Source organism: Streptomyces sp. FXJ1.172 (assembly GCF_001636945.3).
Lineage (GTDB): Bacteria > Actinomycetota > Actinomycetes > Streptomycetales > Streptomycetaceae > Streptomyces.
The window spans coordinates 7,637,345-7,660,654 of sequence record NZ_CP119133.2; the positions used below are offsets into that span (position 1 = coordinate 7,637,345).

The 23,310-nt window shown below is 71.5% G+C and carries 24 protein-coding genes and 3 pseudogenes; 15 read left to right on the forward strand and 12 right to left on the reverse strand.

Features of this window, described 5'->3' with window-relative positions:
- Positions 1-46 precede the first annotated feature (46 nt).
- Together A6P39_RS34395 and A6P39_RS34400 are read left to right on the forward strand one after the other, a co-directional pair.
- Positions 47-730 carry a uracil-DNA glycosylase gene (locus A6P39_RS34395; RefSeq protein ID WP_067049399.1) on the forward strand — a complete coding sequence of 228 codons (684 nt, stop codon included), beginning with the start codon at positions 47-49 and terminating at the stop codon, positions 728-730.
- A gap of 103 nt (positions 731-833) precedes the next feature.
- Positions 834-1,298, forward strand: coding sequence for a tetratricopeptide repeat protein (locus A6P39_RS34400; protein ID WP_067049402.1), 465 nt, complete (start codon positions 834-836; stop codon positions 1,296-1,298).
- 494 nt (positions 1,299-1,792) lie between these two features.
- Here the strand turns inward: A6P39_RS34400 and A6P39_RS34405 are convergent, their stop codons facing one another.
- The gene (locus tag A6P39_RS34405) at positions 1,793-2,263 is read right to left on the reverse strand and encodes a hypothetical protein (protein WP_067049406.1); all 471 of its coding nucleotides are present in this window, start codon (positions 2,261-2,263) and stop codon (positions 1,793-1,795) included.
- 115 nt (positions 2,264-2,378) lie between these two features.
- The gene (locus A6P39_RS34410; protein WP_067049409.1) at positions 2,379-2,891 is read right to left on the reverse strand and encodes a DinB family protein; all 513 of its coding nucleotides are present in this window, start codon (positions 2,889-2,891) and stop codon (positions 2,379-2,381) included.
- Positions 2,892-3,004: 113 nt separating this feature from the next.
- Between A6P39_RS34410 and A6P39_RS34415 the strand changes: the two are divergent.
- Positions 3,005-3,916: pseudogene (locus A6P39_RS34415) on the forward strand (Gfo/Idh/MocA family protein).
- Here A6P39_RS34415 and lnt read toward each other — a convergent pair.
- The gene (gene lnt / locus A6P39_RS34420) at positions 3,852-5,399 is read right to left on the reverse strand and encodes an apolipoprotein N-acyltransferase (protein ID WP_067049412.1); all 1,548 of its coding nucleotides are present in this window, start codon (positions 5,397-5,399) and stop codon (positions 3,852-3,854) included. The pseudogene A6P39_RS34415 and the gene lnt overlap by 65 nt on opposite strands.
- Before the next feature lie 83 nt (positions 5,400-5,482).
- On the reverse strand, positions 5,483-5,959 hold the full coding sequence (locus A6P39_RS34425) for a nuclear transport factor 2 family protein (RefSeq protein WP_067049418.1): 477 nt from the start codon (positions 5,957-5,959) through the stop codon (positions 5,483-5,485).
- A gap of 92 nt (positions 5,960-6,051) precedes the next feature.
- Here A6P39_RS34425 and A6P39_RS34430 point away from each other — a divergent pair.
- From A6P39_RS34430 to A6P39_RS34440, 3 genes and pseudogenes are all read left to right on the forward strand, one after another.
- A pseudogene (locus A6P39_RS34430) lies at positions 6,052-6,237 on the forward strand (DUF4291 family protein); the annotation flags it as partial.
- Between the two features lie 87 nt (positions 6,238-6,324).
- Positions 6,325-6,957, forward strand: coding sequence for a hypothetical protein (locus A6P39_RS34435; protein WP_067049425.1), 633 nt, complete (start codon positions 6,325-6,327; stop codon positions 6,955-6,957).
- A 125-nt stretch (positions 6,958-7,082) separates the two neighbouring features.
- Entirely contained in the window at positions 7,083-7,448 is a 366-nt protein-coding gene (locus A6P39_RS34440) for a hypothetical protein (protein WP_079133534.1), read from the forward strand.
- 280 nt (positions 7,449-7,728) lie between these two features.
- Here A6P39_RS34440 and A6P39_RS34445 read toward each other — a convergent pair whose 3' ends face one another.
- Positions 7,729-8,091 carry a hypothetical protein gene (locus tag A6P39_RS34445; protein ID WP_199840869.1) on the reverse strand — a complete coding sequence of 121 codons (363 nt, stop codon included), beginning with the start codon at positions 8,089-8,091 and terminating at the stop codon, positions 7,729-7,731.
- 356 nt (positions 8,092-8,447) lie between these two features.
- Between A6P39_RS34445 and A6P39_RS34450 the strand changes: the two genes are divergently transcribed.
- The 3 genes and pseudogenes from A6P39_RS34450 to A6P39_RS34460 all read left to right on the forward strand — a co-directional run.
- On the forward strand, positions 8,448-8,945 hold the full coding sequence (locus A6P39_RS34450; protein WP_159396109.1) for a hypothetical protein: 498 nt from the start codon (positions 8,448-8,450) through the stop codon (positions 8,943-8,945).
- A gap of 274 nt (positions 8,946-9,219) precedes the next feature.
- Complete coding sequence (locus tag A6P39_RS34455) at positions 9,220-9,909, forward strand: HAD family hydrolase (RefSeq protein ID WP_067049430.1); 690 nt, start codon at positions 9,220-9,222, stop codon at positions 9,907-9,909.
- A 228-nt stretch (positions 9,910-10,137) separates the two neighbouring features.
- Positions 10,138-10,326: pseudogene (locus tag A6P39_RS34460) on the forward strand (DUF4291 family protein); the annotation flags it as partial.
- Between the two features lie 23 nt (positions 10,327-10,349).
- Here A6P39_RS34460 and A6P39_RS34465 read toward each other — a convergent pair.
- Both A6P39_RS34465 and A6P39_RS34470 read right to left on the reverse strand, forming a co-directional pair.
- On the reverse strand, positions 10,350-10,529 hold the full coding sequence (locus A6P39_RS34465) for a hypothetical protein (RefSeq protein ID WP_079133535.1): 180 nt from the start codon (positions 10,527-10,529) through the stop codon (positions 10,350-10,352).
- 105 nt (positions 10,530-10,634) lie between these two features.
- Positions 10,635-11,114, reverse strand: coding sequence for a winged helix-turn-helix transcriptional regulator (locus tag A6P39_RS34470; protein WP_067049437.1), 480 nt, complete (start codon positions 11,112-11,114; stop codon positions 10,635-10,637).
- A 126-nt stretch (positions 11,115-11,240) separates the two neighbouring features.
- Between A6P39_RS34470 and A6P39_RS34475 the strand changes: the two genes are divergently transcribed.
- Complete coding sequence (locus A6P39_RS34475; RefSeq protein ID WP_067049440.1) at positions 11,241-12,410, forward strand: thiolase family protein; 1,170 nt, start codon at positions 11,241-11,243, stop codon at positions 12,408-12,410.
- A gap of 3 nt (positions 12,411-12,413) precedes the next feature.
- Here A6P39_RS34475 and A6P39_RS34480 read toward each other — a convergent pair whose 3' ends face one another.
- On the reverse strand, positions 12,414-13,187 hold the full coding sequence (locus tag A6P39_RS34480; RefSeq protein ID WP_067049443.1) for a TVP38/TMEM64 family protein: 774 nt from the start codon (positions 13,185-13,187) through the stop codon (positions 12,414-12,416).
- Between the two features lie 91 nt (positions 13,188-13,278).
- Positions 13,279-14,430 carry a glutathione-independent formaldehyde dehydrogenase gene (locus A6P39_RS34485; RefSeq protein WP_067049445.1) on the reverse strand — a complete coding sequence of 384 codons (1,152 nt, stop codon included), beginning with the start codon at positions 14,428-14,430 and terminating at the stop codon, positions 13,279-13,281.
- 266 nt (positions 14,431-14,696) lie between these two features.
- Between A6P39_RS34485 and A6P39_RS34490 the strand changes: the two genes are divergently transcribed.
- The 3 genes from A6P39_RS34490 to A6P39_RS34500 all read left to right on the forward strand — a co-directional run bounded on the left by A6P39_RS34490 (position 14,697) and on the right by A6P39_RS34500 (position 16,994).
- Complete coding sequence (locus A6P39_RS34490) at positions 14,697-14,822, forward strand: hypothetical protein (protein ID WP_267893344.1); 126 nt, start codon at positions 14,697-14,699, stop codon at positions 14,820-14,822.
- 99 nt (positions 14,823-14,921) lie between these two features.
- Positions 14,922-16,127 carry an elongation factor Tu gene (gene tuf / locus A6P39_RS34495; protein ID WP_067049447.1) on the forward strand — a complete coding sequence of 402 codons (1,206 nt, stop codon included), beginning with the start codon at positions 14,922-14,924 and terminating at the stop codon, positions 16,125-16,127.
- Between the two features lie 21 nt (positions 16,128-16,148).
- Positions 16,149-16,994: a spermidine synthase gene (locus A6P39_RS34500; RefSeq protein ID WP_067049449.1), complete on the forward strand. Its 846-nt coding sequence runs from the start codon at positions 16,149-16,151 to the stop codon at positions 16,992-16,994.
- Here the strand turns inward: A6P39_RS34500 and A6P39_RS34505 are convergent.
- Positions 16,956-18,251 carry an MFS transporter gene (locus A6P39_RS34505; RefSeq protein ID WP_067049451.1) on the reverse strand — a complete coding sequence of 432 codons (1,296 nt, stop codon included), beginning with the start codon at positions 18,249-18,251 and terminating at the stop codon, positions 16,956-16,958. The genes A6P39_RS34500 and A6P39_RS34505 overlap by 39 nt on opposite strands.
- 135 nt (positions 18,252-18,386) lie before the next feature.
- Positions 18,387-19,394, reverse strand: a complete 1,008-nt coding sequence (locus tag A6P39_RS34510) for a hypothetical protein (protein WP_067049454.1) — start codon at positions 19,392-19,394, stop codon at positions 18,387-18,389.
- A gap of 127 nt (positions 19,395-19,521) precedes the next feature.
- Between A6P39_RS34510 and A6P39_RS34515 the strand changes: the two genes are divergently transcribed.
- Positions 19,522-19,980 (forward strand): DUF4442 domain-containing protein, encoded by a 459-nt coding sequence (locus tag A6P39_RS34515; RefSeq protein ID WP_234379009.1) that lies wholly within the window; start codon positions 19,522-19,524, stop codon positions 19,978-19,980.
- 84 nt (positions 19,981-20,064) lie between these two features.
- On the opposite strand, the gene galU is transcribed toward A6P39_RS34515, so the two are convergent.
- Entirely contained in the window at positions 20,065-21,018 is a 954-nt protein-coding gene (gene galU / locus A6P39_RS34520; protein ID WP_067049747.1) for a UTP--glucose-1-phosphate uridylyltransferase GalU, read from the reverse strand.
- Positions 21,019-21,337: 319 nt separating this feature from the next.
- On the opposite strand from galU, the gene A6P39_RS34525 reads away from it, so the two are divergent.
- Entirely contained in the window at positions 21,338-23,281 is a 1,944-nt protein-coding gene (locus A6P39_RS34525) for a hypothetical protein (protein ID WP_067049460.1), read from the forward strand.
- The last annotated feature ends 29 nt before the right edge of the window (positions 23,282-23,310 follow it).

Sequence of the window (23,310 nt, forward strand, 5' to 3'; positions counted from 1 at the left end):
GAAGTGACCGCACGCCGTAGCCGATCGACACTGTAAGGACGTTGACGTGACCGACACCGCCATGCTGCCCGAGTCCTGGCGCGGGATTCTGGGTGACGAGCTGCAGCAGCCCTACTTCAAGGAGCTGACCGAGTTCGTCGAGGAGGAGCGGGCGAAGGGTCCCGTCTATCCGCCGCGCGAGGAGGTCTTCGCCGCGCTGGACGCCACGCCGTACGACAAGGTAAAGGTCCTCATCCTGGGCCAGGACCCGTACCACGGCGAGGGCCAGGGCCACGGCCTGTGCTTCTCGGTCCGCCCGGGCGTGAAGACCCCGCCTTCGCTGCGGAACATCTACAAGGAGATGCAGGCGGAGCTGGGCCTGCCGATCCCGGACAACGGCTACCTGATGCCGTGGGCCGAGCAGGGCGTGCTGCTGCTCAACGCGGTCCTCACCGTCCGGTCCGGCGAGCCCAACTCGCACAAGGGCAAGGGCTGGGAGAAGTTCACGGACGCGGTCATCCGCGCGGTCAATGACCGGCCCGACCCGGCGGTGTTCGTCCTGTGGGGCAACTACGCCCAGAAGAAGCTGCCGCTGATCGACGAGACCCGGCACGTGGTGGTCAAGGGTGCGCACCCCTCGCCGCTGTCCGCGAAGAAGTTCTTCGGTTCCCGCCCGTTCACCCAGATCAACGAGGCGATCGCGGCCCAGGGCCACAAGGCCGTGGACTGGACGATCCCGAACCTGGGCTGACCGGCCGCGGCGGCCCCGTTTCGTACGGGGCCGCCTGACCGGGATTGCGGGTGCCGCCGGTTAGCGTCGGCAGTGGACAGTCGACCAGTACCCGGAGGACGCGGTGGCGGAGCGGCAGGAGCAGGCGGCACCGGATGACGTGCTGACGCGGATCGGGAAGGTCGTCATGCTGCACCACGGCGGCGACCGCGAGGAGGCCCGCAGCCGCTTCCTCGACCTGTGGGCGGAGATCGGCGAGGACGGCGACCCGGTCCACCGCTGCACGCTGGCCCACTATCTCGCCGACACCCAGGACGATCCGGGGGACGAACTCGCCTGGGACCTCAGGGCGTTGTCGGCTGCGGAGGAACTCGCCGACGGGCCGGGCGGTGCCCCCTCGGGGGTGCGCGGCTTCTTTCCGTCCCTGCATCTCAATCTGGCCGCCGATTACGTGAAGCTCGGCCGTGAGGAGGCCGCACGCAGTCATGTGCGGCGCGCGCGCCGGGCCGCGGGCGCCCTGTCCGACGACCCCTACGGCGATGGCGTGCGTGCCGCCATCAGGCGACTGGAATTGCGGCTCGGGGACTAGTGCCCCGACAGGCAACGTTCGCCCCGTCGCGACGCCCGGCACGCCCTCGCGCCGCACCGCCCGGAAGCCCAAGTACGTCCAGTACGAGGGCATCCGGCCGGCACACCGAGAGCACGCACCGGACGCCGCTCCTTGACGGGCAAACGTTGCCTGCCGGGGCACTAGGCAGTGGTCCTGCCCCGACCGGGCCGGGCGGCACAAGGGCCTGTCGGGGCCTCGGCCAGGTCCGCGGTGGTGCCCGCGGCGGCGTGCCGGGTACGCCGGGTGAACCCGGGGCCGGGGCGGACCAGCAGGACGCGGTGGCCGCCGCTGCCGGCGGGCCGCGTCGCTTCCGTGCCGCTGCCGAGCCGCCCGGGACGGCGGGACCGCGCCGAGGAAGGCGCCTCGGGGCCGGCCTCGCCCGCGGCCCGGGCCGAGCGGTGCCCTTCCGGGCCGGCGAGCAGGGGCCGAGCGCCGATGAATCCGCGGCTTCCCGACTTCGCCCGGCCAGGGCCTCAGCGGCTGTAGGTCTGTTCGCAGATCTCCGACTCCGGGCTGTCTCCCCGCCAGCCGCCGTACTTCCTGCCGAGGGCACAGATGTCCGGAGCCTGCGGGACCGGGTCCGACACGCCCGGGACGTCGGTGTGCGAGCGCCGGGGGTGGGGCTCGCTGCGGTGATGCGGACGAGCGGGCGCGGCAGCCCGCGGGCGGTTCGCGACCGGCGGGGCCCCGACCGGATGGTGTGAGGCGGACGGCGCCGGGTGCTCGGAATTCCGCGGCGGGCCGGCCATCTCCAGGGCCTGCTCGGCCGGCGCCTGGACCACCCGGGGTTCCGCGCTGCCGTCCGGGCGGGGGGCCGACGGCAGCGCGGAGGCCGTGTCCTGCGGCGGGGCGGGTACTGCCGGGCGCTGTACCGTCACACAGCCGGAGAGGGCCGAGACGGCCACGGTGACCAGGAGCGCTGCGGTGGTCGTCGTTCGATGCACCCGGGCAACTCTGCTGGGTCGGCGGCCCGGTTGGCACCAGGGAGCGGAGGTTGATGCCCCCGCACGGGTGATCTCGTTCCCCGTACGGAGGGCTCCGCGGGAGCGGGGGTGACGATCAGTCGCCGGCGGCACCGTCGATCCGCTCGCGGATCAGGTCCGCGTGGCCGTTGTGCCGGGCGTACTCCTCGATCATGTGGGTGTAGATCCAGCGCAGGTTGAACGGTGTGTCCGTGAACCTGCTCTTCCCCCGGGACAGATCGTCCAGTCCGAAGCCGGCCGCGTTCCGCCGCGCGATCTCTATCTCCGCCTGCCAGGTCGCGTACGCCTCCTGCCAGTTGTCGGCCTCGGTGACATGGAAATCACCGTCCTGGTCCTCCTCGGTGCAGTAGACCAGCCCGGGGTCGTCGCCCACCAGCACCTTGCGGAACCAGCCCCGCTCCACCTCCGCCATGTGCCGCACCAGCCCCATGAGGGACAGCTCGGAGGGCGGCACCGACGCGGTGCGCAGCTGCTCGTCGGTCAGGTCCTCGCACTTCCAGGCGAGTGTCCGGCGGTGGTAGTCCAGCCAGCCTTCCAGCATGGCGCGTTCACCGGCGGTCTGGGCGGGCTCTCGGCGTTCCGTTGTCATGCCCGTATCCTCACCCGGAACCGGCGTCGCCGGAAACCGGCCGGCACCGGCCCACCGGCGGCCCCCGTATGCTGCCGAGGAGGCACACACAGGCCAGCGACAGGGGAGCGTACGTGAAGGTCGGCTGCATCGGACTCGGGGACATCGCGCAGAAGGCATACCTGCCGGTGCTGGCCACGCAGCCGGGGATCGACCTCCACCTGCAGACCCGGACCCCCGCCACCCTCGAGCGCGTCGCGGACAGCCTGCATCTGCCTGCCGGGCGACGGCACACCACGCTCGACTCGCTGCTCGCCGCCGGTCTCGACGCGGCCTTCGTGCACGCGCCGACCGCCGTCCATCCCGAGATCGTCACCCGGCTGCTCCAGGCCGGCGTGCCGACGTACGTCGACAAGCCGCTCGCCTACGAACTCGCCGACTCCGAACGGCTGGTGGGCCTCGCCGAGGAGCGCGGGGTCTGCCTCTTCGTGGGCTTCAACCGGCGGTACGCCCCCGGGTACGCCCTGTGCCTGGACCATCCGCGCGAGCTGATCCTCATGCAGAAGAACCGGATCGGGCTGCCCGAGCAGCCGCGCACGATGATCCTGGACGACTTCATCCACGTCGTCGACACCCTGCGGTTCCTGGTGCCGGGCCCGGTCGACGACGTGACCGTGCGCGCCCGCACCGAGGGCGGCCTGCTGCACCATGTCGTGCTCCAGCTCGCCGGGGACGGCTTCACCGCGCTCGGTGTGATGAACCGGCTCAGCGGCTCCACCGAGGAGATCCTGGAGGTCTCCGGGCAGGACACCAAGCGCTAGGTGCTCAACCTCGCCGAGGTGATCGACCACAAGGGCCAGCCCACCGTGCGCCGGCGCGGCGACTGGGTGCCGGTGGCCCGCCAGCGCGGCATCGAGCAGGCGGTCCTCGCCTTCCTCGACGCCGTGCGGGCCGGAAAGGTGCTCAGCGCCCGGGACGCGCTCACGACCCATGAACTGTGCGAGCGGGTGGTCCGAGCGGTGCGGGACCGCTCCGGCGCAGCCTGAGCGTCCGCACCCCCTCGGTCCCGCACAGCACGGCCAGCACCAGCAGCGCGCCGTACACCGGCCAGTCGCCGTAGCGGACGTACGGCGTGATGCCGTGCGCGAGCGGTACGTCGTACACGCGGGCGGCGCTCGCGTCCGTGCCGAGCCAGGGCCCGAGCCGCTGCCCGCCCGGGCCGTACACGGCGGAGACGCCGGTGAGGGTGGCGTGCACCATCGGGCGGCCGGTCTCGGCGGCCCGCAGCGCGCCCAGCGAGGCGTGCTGCTGCGGCGCCCAGCTGTCCTGGAAGGTGGACGTGGCGGACTGGCCGAGGAGGACATCGGCGCCGCTCTCCGTCAGATGCCGGCTCATGTCCGGGAACGCCGTCTCGAAGCAGATCAGCGGGCCGATCCGCAGCCCGTGCCCGGCGTTCATCACGACCTGCTCGGTGCCGCGCCTGCGGTCCTCGCCGGCCGCCTTGCCGACCGAGGTGGCCCAGCCGAGGAGCGAGCGGGCCGGTATGTACTCGCCGAACGGCACGAGCCGCATCTTGTCGTACCGGTCGCCCGTCAGGCCGTCCGGGCCGATCAGCACGGAACTCTTGTAGATGCCGGGCCGGTCGGAGCGGCGGGCGTCCACATTGACCAGCACATCGGCGCCGACCGTCCGGGACAGCGCGGTGATCCGGCGGGCCAGGTCGGGCCGGTCGCCCAGGTCGAAACCGACGCTGGACTCGCCCCATACGACCAGGTCGACGTGCTGACCGGCGAGCTGCCGGGTCAGCTGCTCCTCGCGGTCGAACCGCTTCTCGCCGCCGTCCATGATCCCCGGCTGTACGACGGCTATCCGCACCCGCCCGTCCATTTCCGGGCGCGGTGCCCACGCCCACGCGGCCGAGGTCGCGGCGGCCGTGACGACCAGCGAGGCCACCGCCGGCACGCGCGACTCGCGCACCGACACCAGCACGGCCGCCGCCACGTTCACGGCCACGATCAGGAAGCTGAGCAGCCACACCCCGCCGACCGAGGCCAGCCGCAGCGCGGGGGAGACCTGCCACTGGCTGGCGCCCAGCATGCCCCACGGCCCGCCGAGGCCCTGCCAGGACCGCACCAGCTCCACCACCAGCCAGGCCGACGGCAGCACGAGCAGCGCGGCCGCACCCCGGCCCGGCGCGGGCCGCCCGCCGAGGAAACGGCGCACCAGCCAGCCCCAGGGCGCCCAGAGCGCGCCCAGCAGGGCGGCGATCAGGAAGATGAACACGTGCAGGCTCGGCAGCAGCCAGTGGTGCACGGCCACCAGGAAGCCGAAACCGCCGCTCCAGCCGTCGTACGCCGCCCGCCGTCCGGTCGGCGCCGAGCGGGCCAGCAGGATCCAGGGGACCAGAGCGACGTAGGCGAACCACCAGAGCGAGGGCGTCGGGAAAGCCAGCACCGGCAGGGCACCGGCGACGGCACACACGGCCGAGCGCCGCCAGGGGGAGGTGAGCCAGTGGTCGATCGTCCTCATGTGGACCCTCCCTACCCAGCACTTACGTCCAGTGTGCGCTTCGGGAGCGATCTAGGACAGGGCGCGTGGTTCCACGCGTGCGTTTAGGGAGTCGCAGCTCCCGTGGCCGCAAGGCTGCGCCATTTCTCCCGCACGATCACCTCGCGCAGCCGCCAGCCCTCCGTCGTCCGCAGCAGCGCGAAGTCGTAGCGGCCGCCGCAGACCAGGTCCGGTGCCGTGGGGGTGGTGTCGGTCGCGAAGCGCATCGGATTGAGGTAGTCGGCCTGCACCCGGGCGGTGTCTCCCGTGTCGTGGTCCAGGAGGCCGAAGCGGATCCGGCGGTTCACGATCAGGTGCTGGCGCATGGTGAACAGGGCCAGGTTCCCGGCGAGCCAGTCGGCGATCGCGACGGCGTCGCCCTCGATGCCGCCGGCCGAGCGGTAGTCGGCCCAGCCGTCCGCCGTGTACAGCCGTCGGTACGCCGTCCAGTCGCCGTCGTCCACCGCCACGGCGTACGCGGTGATCACCTCGTCGACGGCCAGTCGGTCGATCACGGTCGCCAGCTCCGCACGCTGCGTCATCGGCACAGTGTTGGGCATGACGGGTGAAGAGCCAAGGGGGTGTGCCGGGTTATTCGGTGGTGTTGACGCCGCGCACGGCCGAACCTGTTCCCATGAACGATCAGTCCGACGACGAATCCGTGGCGTCCGAGCCGAAGTTCCGCATCCGCGCCCGCCACACGGACTCCACGGTCACCGTCTACCAGGCCTACCGCCCGGAGATCGGCCGCCCGGCGGCCGCAGCCGGCCGCTTTCCGGCCACCTGGAAGCGGGACCGGATGACCTGGGTCATCAAGCCGCGTTCACAGACTCCAGGGACAGGTTGCTGCCCCCTGGTCTGCATCAACGCTGTTGGGTGAACCCGCCGAAGTCTGGATCATGGCCGCATGACGAAGTGGACGAAGAACGCACCTTCGGTCGAGCAGCCAGGTCCTGAGGCGGAGCTTTCCCCGTACCAGCAGGCGATGCGGCAAAGGCTCCTTGCGGCCCCGGTAGTGCCGGCGCCCGAGCCCTGGCAGCGCATCGCATACGCCCCGGTCGGCGGACTTCTCGGTATCGGCTTCGCCTCGCACCCTGGCACCGGCCAGGACTTGGTGATGGTCGTCTCGCACGACGGTCACGGTCTCTTCGACGCCGTCACGGGAGAGAAGATCGCGCGGGATCGTGACCCTGATCCCGAGGACGACAGCCGCGACGTGGATCCCGCTCTGTGGTGTCCTGGATTGGGACCGGTCGCCGGAAGCAGGGTGCGCATCGCCGGGCTTTTCGGAGGAGGACTGCACACCACGAGCGGAGACGGTTGGAAGCTGGAGGTCGTTGCTCCGTCCTGGCCGAACGAGCGTGTCTTGCTCTCCCGCGACGGCGGATTGCCGCACTCCGGTCCGTACGGGGAGCGCTGGTGGCACATCTTCCACTCCCACTACTCCGAGCTACGTGCCGCTGGCTTCTCGCCCTCCGGGCAGACCCTTGCCGTAGCGACGAGCAGCGATCTGTCTCTGTGGACACGCAGGACGGTCTGAACCCGGCCGAGCCCGACAAATGGATTATGAACGCGGCTTGACCTGGATCACCAAGGCGCGTTCACAGCCCCATCCGTGGTCGTAAGATCCTCCGCTGATGGTCGACACAGCTTGTGGGGGCGAACTTGGAGAGACCGGACGACCGCATCGCATCCGTTCTGCGCTTCGCTGCGGAACTCGTCGCCTGGGTGGCCAGTCCCTGGGCCTTGTCCAAGTACTCATGGCTGCTTGCCGTCTTGGCGGTGGTGGTACTGATCGGCCTCCCGACCGTCTTCTCCACTCCGGGAGACAAGGCGCAGGTGATCATCCCTGTTCCGGGTACGGTCACGATCCTGCTCGTGCTGCTTCAGCTCGCTGCTGCCGCGATCGCCGCATGGTTGGCGTGGCCCATCTATGCGGCAGTCCTCGTGTCTCTCCTCGTGGCCGCCACCCTCGTCACGGAACGTCAACGCTGGCAGTGGCTACTCTCCACGGACCGGCACACCGGCTGAGCTGGGAGAGGGCTGGCACCGGACGGCGTTCGCTCTCCGGGCAGGCCCGCTACTTCCCGGCCTCATCCTTCAGTGAAGTAGTTGTACGGCGCGACCGAGACTCCTTCGGAGACCGCGCGTTCGTCGTCCTCGCTGGCCCCCGGGTCGAGGTCGTGCGCCCACAACGAATGCATGGACCACACGGAGAAGCCGGCGTGGAAGTCGTGGCCGATGTCTGAGGGTGTGCTTGAGTGCCCCAGGGTGTGGAGGTCTGCGACGACATCATCCAGAAAGCGATGGGTCAGTTGACCCCGTCGTAGTGTGCTTCGGCATCGCCGCCTTCGCCGCTGTAGCCGATCTCCACGAGTTCGACCGTCTCGTTAGCCGTGTAGGTGATCACCAGTGTGGGTGAGGTGGTGCAGACGGCTCGCTGTCCGCCTGGGCCGTGATAAGGAGACCCGACGCGCTCCTCGACCTGGGAGCGTGGATCCCCGATCCTGACGAGGGCCACACCTTGTCCTGGAATGATCTCCACCTTGTCCTGGAATGATCTCCACGTTGACCATCCTGCCGGCCAGGACACCCACTCGGGAGTCTGCAGAGAAATCAGAGCGCTGCCGCTCCGTCCGGCAAAGGTCTGTGAGCACGGCTTGACCTGGGTCATCAAGCCGTGTCCACAGACTCCAGGGACATGTTGCGGTTGCACCGTGATGCCGGACCGCGCCAACGCCTCGAGAGGCTGCCTTCGTCATGGCGTTGCGCGCCGCGCGTATGGACCCCGGGGCTGCGCCCACTCCCGCAGCCGACATGACTGCAGATTGCCCCACGGATCAGACGCGGGTGCCCGCAAGCACGGCCGCCCCGGAGTGCTGTGTCAGCGAGGTGACCTGCGGGCCGGCGATGGGCCTACCGCCGTCGGGCCACATGCAGCAGCCGCGTCTGGAGGAGCCTGCCGGCCAGTGATAGGACTGGGGGACTTTGGTCGTAGAGCGATGGCTTGTTGATGCTGAGGAGGCGGGCATGTTCGATGAGGCCGGTGAGGACGGGCTTCTGCTCACCGCGATGATGCAACTCGGTGCGAAGGGCGGATCGATAGGAGCTGCCGCTGGAGGGGCCGCCACCGGAGTTCACGGATTGGGCAGAGCTGGGGCGCGGGGCGGTGCTCGTGGAGCCGCGCGAGGCTTCAAATGGACGAAGAAGGACGTCAGTACCACTGTTGTCGAGTTGTCCGGGGCAGTGATGGCAGTGTCTCAGCTGGTCCACAACACCCTGGCCGACGCGGGGAATCTGATAGGCGCTGAGGCCCGGGACGACGGGGGCATCGCCGTACGAGCGATGGTCGGCGTAGGGATGGGGGGCCTGAACCCCACGGTTGTGACGGCTGTTGTGGCCGCAGGTCCGGAAGGTGTCGCGGTGGTGGAACTCCGCGCCGCAGGTCGTGAAGGGCTCATCAAACGGCACCCTGCCGACAATGCTCTGGCGAAGATCACAAGTCACCTCAAAGCTGCCTCGCGGTAACGGCGGCCGCGCGGACCCAGCCCAGGAGGCGCCGCAACCTGTGCCCGGCACTCCACGCGGCGCAACGCATCCGGGCCGGCCCACCGCTGGTTGTCTGGCACTGTGAGCGTGGTGTTGACGGTGGTTTTGAAGCCTCGGTGGACCTCTGCCAGCGCGCCCCCGACAGGTGCGTGGAGGGTTGCCGACCCGGCTCGACTCAGGTCGCGGACCGCCCGGTGAATCTTGATCGTCTTGGGCTTGCGGCCGGTTCGTCGGCGCCGCCAGGATCGGCTGCATGATCAAGGGCGTGATGTTCGACTTCTCCGGGACCCTCTTCCGGATCGAATCGGCCGCGCAGTGGCTGCGCGCGGTGGCAACGAAGGCCGGTCTGGACGTGCCCGAGGGTGAACTCGACGCGTGCGTCAGCCGGCTGGAAGAGTTCGGGGCTCAGCCCGGAGGGGTTCCTCCGCGCACAGTGCCGCCCCATCTGGAGGCACTGTGGCGCGAGCGTGATCTGACCGCCGAACGACACCGGGCTGCCTTCACAGCCCTTGCCCGGGAAGCGAAGCTGCCTGCGGCTGACCTGGCCGAGGCCCTGTATGAACGTTCCCAAGTGTCCGGGGCATGGCTGCCTTATCCCGACACCGAGGAAACCCTCCGCGCCCTGCGCGGGCGAGGCATCCCGGTCGCTGTCGTCAGTAACATCGGCTGGGACATGCGCCGTGTCTTCCGCGACCACGGTGTCGATGACCTCGTGGACGCCTACTTCCTCTCCTTCGAGTGCGGGGTGAAGAAGCCCGATCCCCGGATCTTCCAGATGGCGTGCGACAAGCTCGGAGTGGCGCCCGGCGATGCACTGATGGTGGGAGACGAGCCTGTTGCGGACGTCGGCGCTGCCACGCTGGGGTGCCGGGTCCACCTAGTCGATCCCTCGCCCGTTGACCAGCGTCCCGGCGCGCTGGCCGAGGTGCTCCAGCTCCTCTGACGTGCCCGATCGGGGCGACTTTCGGCGCGATGTTGAGAGCCCGGTGACCGAACGCCGTGCAGTCCTCGGGCTCGATACCGCGCAAACGTACCCGCTTGCCAGTCCGGAACGAAGTCATCCCCTACCGAGCACGCCGCGAGATGCGATGCACAGTCCCTCCTGACCCGCGCCTGAACTGTGTCGTCATACCGGTGGAGCCAGATCAACTTGGTACGTCAGTGGGGCGGGCTCGGTCTCGCCGGGGATGCGGCGGCCCGGTACGCGGACGAGTGGATCGTGGGCATCGAGGACGTGACCCCGCTCGCCGCCGAGGTCCACGCTCTGGTGCGAGCGGGCGAACTGGAGCGAGCCGCCCGGCTGTTGCCGTCGGAGCGGCCGTACCCGGTGGCGGAGGAGACGCTCGCGCATCTGCTCGCCCAGCCGCCGGGACACGGCTCTCCTCAGGCCGCCTCGATGACCTCCCCGCGGATCGCCTCGGCCCACTCGACCACCAACAGCTCGTACTCTGCGCGCTCTTGGGACGACAGGATGCCGCCCGCGCGCAGCCAGAGTGCCCGGATCTGCTCGTTCAGCTCGGCGGCAGACCGCACGGAACCAGAGGTCGGGAATTCGGGGGACATGCGAACAGCCTAGGGGTAAGCACTGACAGTGCGCTACCGCCCGGCTACGCAGAACGTATGGGGTTGGTCACCGTGAACAGGGGCTGGGTGTACTTCCGGTGAGGGTCAGGCGGCCGTGGGGCCCTTGATCGTCCAGCCCGGGGCCTGGGGGTGTGCCGTCAGGTCCTCGTGGCGCACCTCGTCGCCGCAGGCCTGGCAGGTGACGAGCGGAACCAGTTCGTTCCCGCAGCGGTGCTCCACGACCATGGGCAGGCCGACGCCCTTGCGCAGATGGCGGTCGCCCCATTCCTTGAGGGTCATCAGGACCGGCTCCAGCTCCAGACCGGCCGGTGTGGCCCGGTACTCGAAGCGCTGCGGGCGCTCGCTGTAGACGCGCTTGGTGAGGATCCCGGCGTCCACGAGCCGGCGCAGCCGGGTGGCCAGGACGTCGCGCGGGGCGCCGATGTTGCGCACGAGCTGGTCGAAGCGGCCGTTGCCCAGGCAGACCTCCCGCAGGACGAGCAGGGAGTACTTCTCGCCGACCAGTGCGAGGGCGTCGGCGATCGAGCAGGGGCGCGGGTCTTGCGCGGACTTCCTTGCGGCCATGGTGGCCAGTCTAAAGGAGGGTTTGATTTTCCAATGCACGGCGTTATCGTGAGTTTGGATTTCCTACTCACTAGTAGCTGCCGTGGCCCCGCCGCGGACAGCCAGGCGGCCAAGGAGGCCCGCGCCATGCGCGACGCAGTGATCGTCGAAGCGGTACGCACCCCCATCGGCAAGGGCAAGCCGAACGGCTCCCTCGCCCACGTCCACCCCGTGCAGCTCCTCGCCCACACCCTGCGCACCCTGGTCGAACGCACCGGCCTCGACCCCGCGCTCATCGACGACGTCATCGGCGGCACCGTCGACCAGGTCGGCGAGCAGGCCATGAACACCACCCGGTACGCCGTCCTCGCGGCCGGGTTTCCCGAGTCGGTCCCGGCCACCACCGTGGACCGCCAGTGCGGCTCCTCCCAGCAGGCCGTGCACTTCGCCGCACAGGGCGTCATCTCCGGCGCCTACGACCTCGTGGTCGCCTGCGGGGTGGAGTCGATGAGCCGGGTGCCGATGTGGTCCAACGTGCCCGCGGGGAAGGACCCGTTCGGCCCGGGCGTCGCCGAGCGCTACCCGGAGGGACTGGTCCCGCAGGGCATCAGTGCCGAGCTGATCGCCGCCAAGTGGTCCCTCACGCGCGCGCGGATGGACGAGTTCGCGGTCTCCTCGCACCACAAGGCGGCCCGCGCGTGGGAGAACGGTCTCTTCGACGCCGAGACCGCCCCGCTGGACGGTGTCACCGGCGACGAGTGCGTACGCCCCGGCAGCACCCCCGAGATCCTCGCCGGCCTCAAGCCCGCCTACCACGACCCCGGCTTCGCCGAACGCTTCCCGCAGATCGAGTGGAACGTCACCGCCGGCAACGCGAGCCCGGTCAACGACGGCGCCTCCGCCGTGCTGATCACCTCCAGCGAGACCGCGGCCCGCCTTGGCCTGCGCCCCCTCGCGCGCCTGCACAGCTTCGCCGTCACCGGCTCCGACCCGCTGCTGATGCTCACCGGTGTCGTGCCGGCCACCGAGAAGGTGCTGCGCAGGGCGGGGCTGGGCATCGACGACATCGACCTCTTCGAGGTCAACGAGGCCTTCTCCAGCGTGGTGCTGGCCTGGCAGCAGGAGACCGGCGCCGACCTGGCCCGGGTCAATGTGCACGGCGGCGCGATCGCCCTCGGCCACCCGCTCGGCGCGAGCGGCACCCGGCTGACCACCACCCTGGTCCACGCGATGCGCAGTCGCGGCGCTCGCTTCGGCCTGCAGACCATGTGCGAGGCGGGCGGACTCGCCAACGCGATGATCCTGGAGGGGGTCTGACCCCTACCGGCCGCGCAGGTGGTGGCGTCCCCGCCAGGCCACCACCGTGCCTAGCAGCGCCGGTACGGCGATGCAGGCCATCGCGATCAGGAAGGCGGGGGACGTCGGCGCGGAGGCGCGGGCGCCGGCGACCGCGTAGGCGGCGGTGTTCGGGATCGACCCGACGGCCGTGGCCAGCAGAAACGGCCACCAGCCCATGCGGGAGACGGCCGCGCAGTAGTTGGCCGCCCAGAACGGCACCCCCGGGAACAGCCGTGCCGCCAGCATCGAGCGGAACCCGTGCCGGCTCAGCTGTCCGTCGGCCGCCTTCAGCCAGCGGCCGCGCAGCAGCGGGCGCAGCGCGTCCTGCCCGAGGGCCCGGCCCAGCCCGAAGGCCACGCCCGCCCCGAGTACCGTGCCCGCCAGCGCCGTGGCCAGCCCCAGCTGGGAGCCGAACAGCGCGCCGGCCGCCAGGTTGAGCAACGGCCGCGGCACGAACGCCACGGTGCACAGCCCGTACGCCGCGCCGAACACCACGGCCGCCGCGGCCCCGCCGAGCTGCGGCGGCCACCCGTGCGTCAGCAGCCGCTGCGGCTCGAAGACCAGGACCCCGGCCCCGGCGGCCGCCAGGAGGGCCAGCAGCAGCGACAGCCGGGCGTACGGGGACAGCACAGCGCGCCTGCAGCGCGCGGCGAACCCCGTGCGCCGCAACGGCGACACGGGTACGGCGAAGTCCGTGGCGGCGGCCCGGGGAGGGGCCGTGACGGTGCCCCCAGAGCGGGTGGTGGCATCGAGCATCCGGTGACATTAACCGAAGAGCGTGTGTGATCGCCGTCAGGGGGTGTCCGGGCAACGGGGTCCGGGCGCCTCGGTGCCCGGACCCGGGTTCTCACGCGGCCAGGGCGTGAGAGGGGTGGAGCACCACCTTGGTGTAGCCCTCGACGCGCTTGTCGAACTTCTCGTACGCCAAAGGCGCCTGGTCCAGCGGCAGTTCGTGGGAGACCACGAAGCTGGGCTTGGCTCGCCCGGCGATGATCAGGTCGCGCAGCTGGCGGTTGTACCGCTTGACGTTGCACTGGCCGGTGCCCATCTGCTGGCCCTTCTCGAACATCTTGCCGATGGAGACCAGCAGTTGGCCGTGCTTGGCGTGATCGTCGGGACCGCCCGGGTCGGACGGCACGTACAGACCCGGCACGCCGAGCATGCCGGTGGGCCGGACCGTCTCGACCAGCTCGTTGAGGACGATCGCGGGTTCCTCATGGCTGGCGTCGTGCGCCTGCGCCTGGTAGCCGACGGCGTCCACGCCCTTGTCGGTTCCTTCTCCGTTCGTCTGTTCCTTGATCTGTCCGGCCGGGTCACCCTTGGTGAAGTCGATGGGAATGGCGCCGATCTCCTCGGCCTTGGCGAGCCGTTCGGGCACCCGGTCCACCGAGAACACCTTCGAGGCACCGCGCAGCAGCGCAGAGTACGCGGCCATCAGCCCCACCGGCCCGGCACCGTAGACGGCCACGCTCTCGCCCGGGGACACCTGGGCGAGTTCGCACCCGTGGTAGCCGGTCGGGAAGATGTCGGCGAGCAGTACGAAGTCGGTCTCGAACTCCTCGCCCGCGGGCAGCTTCAGGCAGTTGAAGTCGGCGAACGGCACCCGCAGCAGCTCGGCCTGGCCGCCCTTGTAGGGACCCATCGCCACATAGCCGTAGGCCCCGCCGGCGAATCCGGGGTTGACCGTCAGGCAGAAGCCGGTCTTCCCGGCGAGACAGTTCTTGCAGAACCCGCAGGCGACGTTGAAGGGCATCACGACGCGGTCGCCCACGGACAGGGAGGTCACGCCGTCGCCGACCTCCTCGATGATGCCGAGGTTCTCGTGACCGAAGACGATGCCCGCCTCGGCCGCCGTGCGGCCCTCGTACATGTGCAGGTCCGAGCCGCATATGGCGGACGATGTGACCCGTACGAGCACATCGTTGGGGTGCTGGATCCGGGGATCCTGGACATCCTCCACCTTCACGCTGAAGGGCTCTTCGTAGACGACGGCTTTCATCTGTGTCACCTCCGCGTCGAACGCCGGACGCCGACGGCGAGGAGGGACCGCTGCCGGAGGGACGCACGCGAAGGCGCGGGCCCTCGGACCGCCGTGGCCCAGTGCGCCCGCTTCACCGCCGGTACCTCCAGGTAACGCCCGTACGAAACGGGGCGCAACCCCCGTACCGTTCGTCCCACGGCCGTCCCCGGCGCGCCCGCCGCAGGTGCCGCGCGGCGCCCTCGCCGGCACCGTGCCGCCCGCGGGAAAACCATTCGACGCCGGACATGCCGTCGGCGATGATCGTCGACATGTTCCGGTACGCCTTCCTCCTCGCAGCATCCGCCGTCGCGGATGCGCCGAAGGCTGCCGTCCCGCACATCGTGGCCGCTGTCGACGGCGCCCGAAGCTGACCCTCTCCGGAACGTCCGGCGGACCCCGCAGGGGGAGGGTCGGCCGGTCCCCGGGGTCCCGCATTTCTCCTTACGGCTGAGAGGCTTCGAGGTACAGCCATGTCCAAAACGGCCTACGTGCGCACCAAGCCGCACCTGAACATCGGCACCATGGGTCACGTCGACCACGGCAAGACCACCCTGACCGCCGCCATCACCAAGGTCCTCGCCGAGCGCGGCGACGGCAGCGGCGACGGCAGTGGCAGCACCACCCGGTACGTTCCGTTCGACCGCATCGACCGGGCCCCGGAGGAGGCCGCGCGCGGCATCACCATCAACATCGCGCACGTCGAGTACGAGACCGACACCCGGCACTACGCCCACGTGGACATGCCCGGCCACGCCGACTACATCAAGAACATGGTCACCGGTGCCGCGCAGCTCGACGGGGCGATCCTCGTCGTCTCCGCGCTCGACGGGATCATGCCGCAGACCGCCGAGCACGTGCTGCTCGCCCGGCAGGTGGGCGTCGACCACGTCGTCGTCGCGCTGAACAAGGCGGACGGCGCCGACGACGAGGAGCTGATCGACCTGGTCGAGCTGGAGGTGCGCGACCTGCTCACCGCCCAGGGCTACCCGGGAGACACCGTGCCGGTCGTACGGGTCTCCGGACTCAGGGCGCTGGAGGGCGACCCGCGCTGGACCGCGTCGATCGAGGCGCTGCTCGACGCGGTGGACACCTACGTGCCCATGCCCGAGCGCTATGTGGACGCGCCGTTCCTGCTCCCGGTGGAGAACGTGCTCACGATCACCGGCCGGGGCACGGTCGTCACGGGCGCGGTGGAACGGGGGACGCTGCGCGTGGGGGACCGGGTGTCCGTGCTCGGTGCCGGCGTCGAGACCGTCGTCACCGGTCTGGAGACCTTCGGCAAGCCGATGGCGGAGGCCCAGGCCGGGGACAACGTGGCGGTGCTGCTGCGGGGCGTGCCCCGGGACGCCGTCCGGCGCGGCCATGTCGTGGCGGCACCGGGGAGCGTGGTGCCGGCCCGGCGGTTCTCGGCGCGGGTGTATCTGCTGCCGGGGCGTGAGGGCGGCCGCAGGACGCCGGTCGCCAGCGGGTACCGGCCGCAGTTCTACATCCGTACGGCGGATGTCGTCGGGGACGTCGACCTCGGTACGGCGGGCGCGGCCCGGCCCGGCGAGACGGTGGAGATGACCGTCGAGCTGGGGCGGGAGGTTCCCCTGGAGCCCGGTCTCGGGTTCGCCGTCCGCGAGGGCGGCAGGACCGTCGGAGCGGGAACCGTGACCGCCGTCCACCATGCGTGAGTAACTGTCCACAATGGATGAGTGAACGAATCGATACCCGTGACCCGCACCACCGACCACGGCACCGCCAAGCTCATGCCCGATGTCGACCGGGCACGGGCCTGGCTGCTCACGGTCGACGGGGCGCCGCAGTCGTACGTCGACCTCGATGAACCGGAGCACCTGGAGTTCGAGTACGCACGGCGGCTCGGGTATGTGCTGGACGTCGTGGCCGAGGCCGGGCGGGCGCTGGACGCGGTGCACCTCGGCGGAGGGGCGCTGACGCTGCCGCGCTATGTGGCGGCCACCCGGCCCGGCTCACGGCAGGACGTCGTCGAGGCCGACGCGGGGCTGCTGGACCTGGTCGTCGAGCACCTGCCGCTGCCGGCGGGCTCGGGCATCGCACTGCACGCAGCCGATGCCCGGGCCTGGCTGGAGGCCGCTCCGGACGATCACGCCGATGTGCTGATCGCGGACGTCTTCGGCGGGTCCCGGGTGCCGGCGCATCTGACGACGCTCGCCTACGCCCGCGAGGCCGAGCGGGTGCTGCGGCCCGACGGCGTGTATCTCGCCAACCTCGCCGACCAGGCGCCGTTCACCTTCCTGCGCTCCCAACTGGCCACGTTCGCCGAGCTGTTCGCGCAGCTGGCGCTGATCGCCGAGCCGGGTGTGCTGCGCGGGCGCCGGTTCGGCAACGCGGTGCTCGTCGCCTCGCACCGGCCCCTGGACATCGCCGTCCTGGCCCGCCGTGCCGCCGCCGACGCCTTCCCGGCACGGGTCGAACACGGGGCAGCGGTACAGGAGTTCACCGGTGGCGCGCGGCCGGTCGGGGACGCGGACGCCGTGCCGTCACCCGAGCCCCCCGACGGGGCGTTCGGCATCGGCTGACGCGGGCCGGGAGCCGGCGACCGGCTGGGTGCGCCGGGTCAGGGAGCGCACGTCCGGCACCAGCAGCACCAGGGCGGTGACCAGGACGACCAGGGCGGCGCAGCCCCACAGCGCGGCCGTGCGGCCGAAGGCGGTCTCGGCCGGGCCCGCCAGCGCCGTGGCGAGGGGCAGCAGGGACACCGAGCCGAACCAGTCGTAGGCCGAGACCCGGGAGAGCTTGTCCTCGGGGATCTCCTGGTGCAGCGCGGTCATCCAGGAGACGCCGAACACCTCCACCGTCGTGCCGGCCGCGAACATCACCCCGTACAGGACGCCCGCCGGCACCGGCACGGCCAGCGCGGCCGAGGGCAGGGCCAGCGGGAAGACGCAGAGCGTGCCGGCCAGGAGCAGCCGGCGGGGCTTCCAGCGGGTCATCAGCAGGGCACCGGCCACCGTGCCCGCGCCGAACGACGCGAGCGCGAGGCCCCAGGGGCCGGCGCCGCCCAGGCTGTCGCGGGCGACGAGCGGGCCGTAGACCGAATCGGCCGCGCCCACCACCGCGTTGGCGATGGAGAACTGTACGACGATCCCCCACAGCCAGGGCCGGCCGATGAACTCCCGCCAGCCCTCGCGGAGATCGGCCAGCATGCCATCGCCCGGCGCGCGCGGCGGGATGTGGCCGACGTCGAGGAAGGAGCGCAGGGTGCCGGCGAGGGCGAAGGCCGCCGCGTCGATCGCGAGCACCCAGCCGGGGCCGACGACCGCGACCAGCGCGCCGCCGAGCGCGGCCCCGCCGAGGGCCGCTCCCTGCGTGGCCATGCGGAAGACCGCGAACGCCCGGCCCGCCTGCTCACCCTGGACGCAGGACATCAGCATGCCCTCCGCGGCCGGGCCGAAGAACGCCTGCCCGGTGCCGCCCAGCGCGGTGAGCAGCATCATCTGCCACAGCCGGGGCTCGCCGGCCAGCACGAGCGCGGCGAAGGCGCCCTGGGACAGGCAGTTGAGGGCGTTGGCGGCGACCATCACCCGGTGCCGGGGCAGCCGGTCCGCGAGGGCGCCTCCGATGAGCAGGAACACCACCAGCGGCAGGGTGCGCGCGGCGGCCACCAGGCCCACGTCCCCGCCGTCGCCGCCCGCGTCCAGCACCGCGAACGCGGCGGCGATGAGCGAGCCGTTCGCGCCGAGGCCGGTCACGACGGCGGCCGCGGTCAGCAGCGAGTAGTTGCGGCCCGCCCAGGCGGGTCCGCGGGGGCGGTCGGGGAGTGCGGCTTGCTTCACCGGGCGACTATGGCGTGCGGGTACCACGCTTGCAAACGATTTCCGGCGTCGCACGCCGAACCCTCAACTCGCCAAGCGGAGAGGGTACTTGGCGGGTCCGGCCCGCCACGCGGCGGGCCGGACCACCCGGCGGGTTCAGGAGTCGCCCGTGGGCGTTCCGTGCAGCCGGACCGTGCTCAGGACCTTCAGGACGGTCGCCTTGGGGATCTCGTCCTTCACGCCCGCGGCCCCGTAGAAGTCGAACGACACGTAGTCGTGTGCCGAGTTCTGGAAGCCGAAGGTGAGCGCCTTGCCGTCGGTGACACACTTGCCCTTCTTCGGCGTGTGGGTCGACCAGGCCCACGCGTAACTGCCCTGGACGCCCGACGTGGTCTTGAAGGGCGTGGCCTTCTTGTCCCAGGAGATGCTCTTCTTGTCGGGCTGGGTGTAGCCGCCGTAGACCCACCAGGCCGGCGTGTTGATGGCGATCTGGTCGGTGTTCTTGGCGCCGCTGGCGCCCTTGGCGCCCGTGACGCCCAGCGGGGTGTCCTCGGTGCGGCCGTCGTGGTCGTCGTCGGAGGTGCACCACGAGGACTTGTACTCGGCGAGGCCCGACATGGTGATGCCCTTGTCCGGCTCGCTCTTCGGGAAGTCGAAGCCGACCGCGACGCCCGGCGACTGCACCTCCCAGTCGGCCGGCACGTCGTAGGCGACGCCCCACTTGGCGTTCACCACGACCTTCCAGCCGGCGATGGTCGGCTTCTCGGTGTTGGTGCCGCGCGGATCGTCGGTCACCGACGGGGAGGGCGACGGCTGCGCCGACGGCGACTGGCTCTGCCCGCCGCCCTTGCCGGCCGTGTCGTCCTTGCCGCCGCCCTTGCCGAGGACCAGGTATCCGGTCACGCCGGCGGCGACCACGACGGCCGACGCCGCGATGATCGCGACGAGTTTCGTACGGCCGCCACCGCCCTGCGGAGGCGTGGGAACGGGCACGGTGGGCGGCTGCGACTGCCCCCACTGCGGCTGCTGGCCGTACTGGCCGCCCTGCGGATACTGCTGGTACCCGGGCTGCTGGTACGGATTCGGCTGCTGGTAACCCGGCTGCTGGTACGGGTTCTGCTGCGGGTTCGGCGCGCCCCCTGGCGGCTGCTGATCTGGCCACATGGCCAGTAACCCTAGTGCCGCCATGGACACGATCCGGTCACCGGCCCTCGTCAGGGTCGTAGCGAAGTGCGGCCGGGTGCGGATCCGAGCTGGCCAGTTTCTGCTACTCGTGAGTAACATGACGTCCATGAGCGCAGACCAGATGTCGATCGGCGAGATGCTCGCCGCCACCGTGCCCATGGCCCGGACGCTGAACCTGGAGTTCCTGGAGACGAGCCAGGACCGGGCCGTGGTGTCCCTGCCCGACCAGGGCGACTACCACAACCACGTGGGCGGGCCGCACGCCGGTGCGATGTTCACCCTCGGCGAGTCGGCCAGCGGAGCCATCGTGCTCGCCGCCTTCGCGGACCAGCTCTCGCGGGCGGTGCCGCTCGCGGTCCGTGCCGAGATCGCCTACAAGAAGCTGGCCATGGGTGCCGTCACCGCGACCGCGACCCTGGGCCGCCCGGCCGCCGAGGTCGTCGCCGAACTGGACGCGGGCCGGCGGCCCGAGTTCCCCGTGGCGATCGAGATCCGCCGCGCGGACGGCGCCGTCACCGGCGAGATGGCCGTCGTGTGGACCCTGCGCCCCAACGACCAGGGCTGACAGGGGATTACGGGCTCACGCGGGATCGCCCGGCATCGGCAGGAGGGGCCCGCACCGGGCCCCTCCTGCCGTGGGTGAGGTGCCTCAGGCGGCCGTGCACTCCTCTTCGCCGTCGCTCGCCCCGCCCGCCAGGCCGGCCACGAACTCCTTGAGCCAGCGGGAGAATTCGGGCCCCAGGTCCGGGCGGTCGCAGGCGAGACGGACCACCGTGCGCAGATAGTCGGCCTTGTCGCCGGTGTCGTAGCGCAGACCGTCGAAGACGACCCCGTGCACCGTGCCGCCCGCCGCGAGGTCCTGCAGGGCGTCGGTCAGCTGGATTTCGCCGCCGCGCCCCGGCGGTGTGTGCTCGAGCACGTCGAACACGGCCGGGTCCAGGACATAGCGGCCGATGACCGCGTACCGGCTCGGCGCGGCCCCGGGCGCCGGCTTCTCCACCAGTGCGGTCACCCGTACGACACCGTCCTCGCCCGTCGGCTCCACCGCCGCACAGCCGTAGAGGTGGATCTGCTCCGGGTCCACCTCCATCAGCGCGACGACACTGCCCTCGCGGCGCTCGCGGACCTCGAGCATGCGGCTCAGCAGGGTCTCGCGCGGATCGATCAGATCGTCGCCGAGCAGCACCGCGAAGGGCTGGTCGCCCACGTGGTGCCGGGCACACAGCACGGCGTGGCCGAGGCCGAGCGGGTCGCCCTGGCGGATGTGGTGGATGTCGGCGAGCCGCGCGGGATCGCGTACGGCGTCCAGGCGCATGGTGTCGCCCTTGGCGGCCAGCGCCTGTTCCAGCTCGAAGGCGCTGTCGAAGTGGTCCTCGATGGCCCGCTTGTGCCGGCCGGTGACCATCAGGATGTCGTCGAGCCCGGCGGCCGCGGCCTCCTCGACCACGTACTGGATGGCCGGCTTGTCGACGACCGGCAGCATCTCCTTCGGCGTGGCCTTGGTCGCGGGCAGGAACCGGGTGCCGAGTCCGGCGGCCGGTACGACGGCCTTGCGGACGGCGCGGGGTGAGCCGGGGGTCGCTGTGGAGTGGGGGGCGATCATGCGGCCCATGCTGGGGCACGTGGATGAGAGTGCGCCCGGAGAAACATGGGAACCGGCTGTGGACGCCTGAGAACCGGCCGCGGATGCGATACCGGCGGTAACTCCTATGCAATTCGCCGACTTTGAGGTCGAGTCATTCGAGCTTCTTGTTTCCTGTGAGGCGCGTGTGCGAAGGTGAACCTCCCCGCGGGAGGGCAAAGGCAGGCGTCGGACGCCGAGGCCGGCTCTAGAGGTGCGCACCGATCAGGCACTGTTTTCACTGCTTTCCGACAGAGCGGCATTTCGTATGCGGTTCTGCGGCTGGAAAGGAAATGGTTCCGTGCAGCCCCCTTACCCCCCACGCCCGCCGTACCCACCCCTGCCCGGTCCGGGCGGGGAGTCCGACCGTGATCTCGTCGCCCGGCTGACCGGCCCGGACGACGCCCGCCGGCACGCCGTCGCCCTGCTGCTCGCCCGGCACTGGCGCGCCGCCCGCGACTACGCCGTCGTCTGCCTGGCCTCCTTCGGACCGGCCGCCCCGCTCGTCGCCACCGCCGCCTTCCACGAGGTCCTCGGCCGCATGGCGGGCGGCGCGGTCGGCGGCGCGCTGCGCCCGCAGCTGCTGGTCGCCGTCCGTGACACCGTCCGCGCCTGGGCGGCGGACGACGGAACCTGCGCGAGCCTGCCGGAATTGCGCAAACCCACCGGAGGCCGCGGACTGCGCACCGCGAAGCCCGGAACGCCGGAAAGACGACAACTCGCCGAACGCGCATTCCGGGCCCTTCCCGGCGCCTCGCAATGCCTTCTGTGGCACACCGAGGTGGAAGCAGAGCCGATAAACATACCAGCCGGTCTGCTGGGGATCGGCCCGGCCGTTGCGACGGCCGCCCTGGACCAGGCGCGCGAGCAATTCCGCGCGGGTTGCGTACGCGCCCACCGTGAACTCGCGCCGACGAAGGAATGCCGCTTCTACAACCGGCTCCTCGACGTCCCCATGCGCCGTGGCGGAGCCCTGCTGCCTGATGTGCGGCAGCACCTGACGGCCTGTCCGTACTGCCGGGACGCGGCCGACACCATCGGGCGGTTCGAGGGCGGGCTGGACCTCATGCTGGCCGAGACCGTGCTCGGCTGGGGCGCCCGTCGCTATCTCGACTCGCGCCCAGGGCGCGGCCCCGCCGAGGACTGGCCGCCGGCACCGGACCCGGCGCGGACGGGGGCCGGCGGCCGGCACCGCACCGGGCCGGACGGCCGCCGCCGTACGGCCCTGCTGGTCGGCGTCGGGCTGGCCTCGCTCGCGCTGCTCGCCACCGTTCTCGTGGCCAGGAGCTGGTCCGATGACAACGGTGTCCCCGTACCCGGCGCCACGTGGGGCGCCCCGGCCGGCCGCACCACCCACACCACCCACCCGGGCCGCACCGGCGCGGGGCCCGGCACCGGGCCGTCGGCGGGCTCCGGCGGCCCGGATGGTCCGGTCGGTCCGGCCGGTCCGGCCGCCTCGGCCGCCTCGGTCGGCTCGGTGGGCTTGGGCGCCTCGGTCAGCTCGGTCGGCGAGCCCGTCGAGGTCGCCCGTGGGAGCCTGCGCGGCCTCGGCTCCGGGCGCTGCCTGGATGTACGCGAGGGGAGGGTGGAGGCGGGCGCCGGGATCGGGCTCGCGCCCTACGTCGTGCCGTCCGCCGGATGTGTCGTGCACGCCGGAGAGGTGGCCTACGACATCACCGTGCGCGGCGAGATCCTGCTCCGTCGGCACGCGGGCCCCGCGCTCGCTACCGGCGCCGGCCCGTCGGACACCGTCGTGGGGCCGGCACGACGGGACGGCTCGCCGGGACAGCTCTGGGTACTGGAGCCGGGTGCGGGCGGCCCGGGGCCGGCCGATGTGCCGCCGGGTGCGCCAGGAGGGCCGGACACGATGGGTGTGCCGGGCGCGTCCGACGAGGCCGGACCTCCGCGGTCGCCGGACGAGTTCGGCGGCGTGCGGCCCGGGCGGCCGGAGGGCGACGACGGCAGGGGTGGCACGGGAGGGCCGGCGGGGCCCGGGGTGCCCGGCATGCGAGGGCAGTTGGGGGAGCCCGGACAGTCGCAGCGGGCGGGACGCCCGGATCGGTCGGGGGACGGGGACGAGACCCGGATCGCCCAGGTCCGCGCCGGCCGTGACCAGGGCCGTACCGGGTCCGGATCCGCGTTTGCGGGTGGCGTGACGCACGCAGTGAGCGGCGTGTTCCCGCCGAACACCGGCGCGGCCGCCTCGGCTGCCTCGGCACCGGCGGTGGCGGCACTGCTCGGCTGACGCCCGTGGCGGTCCTGGAGCGGCCTTCT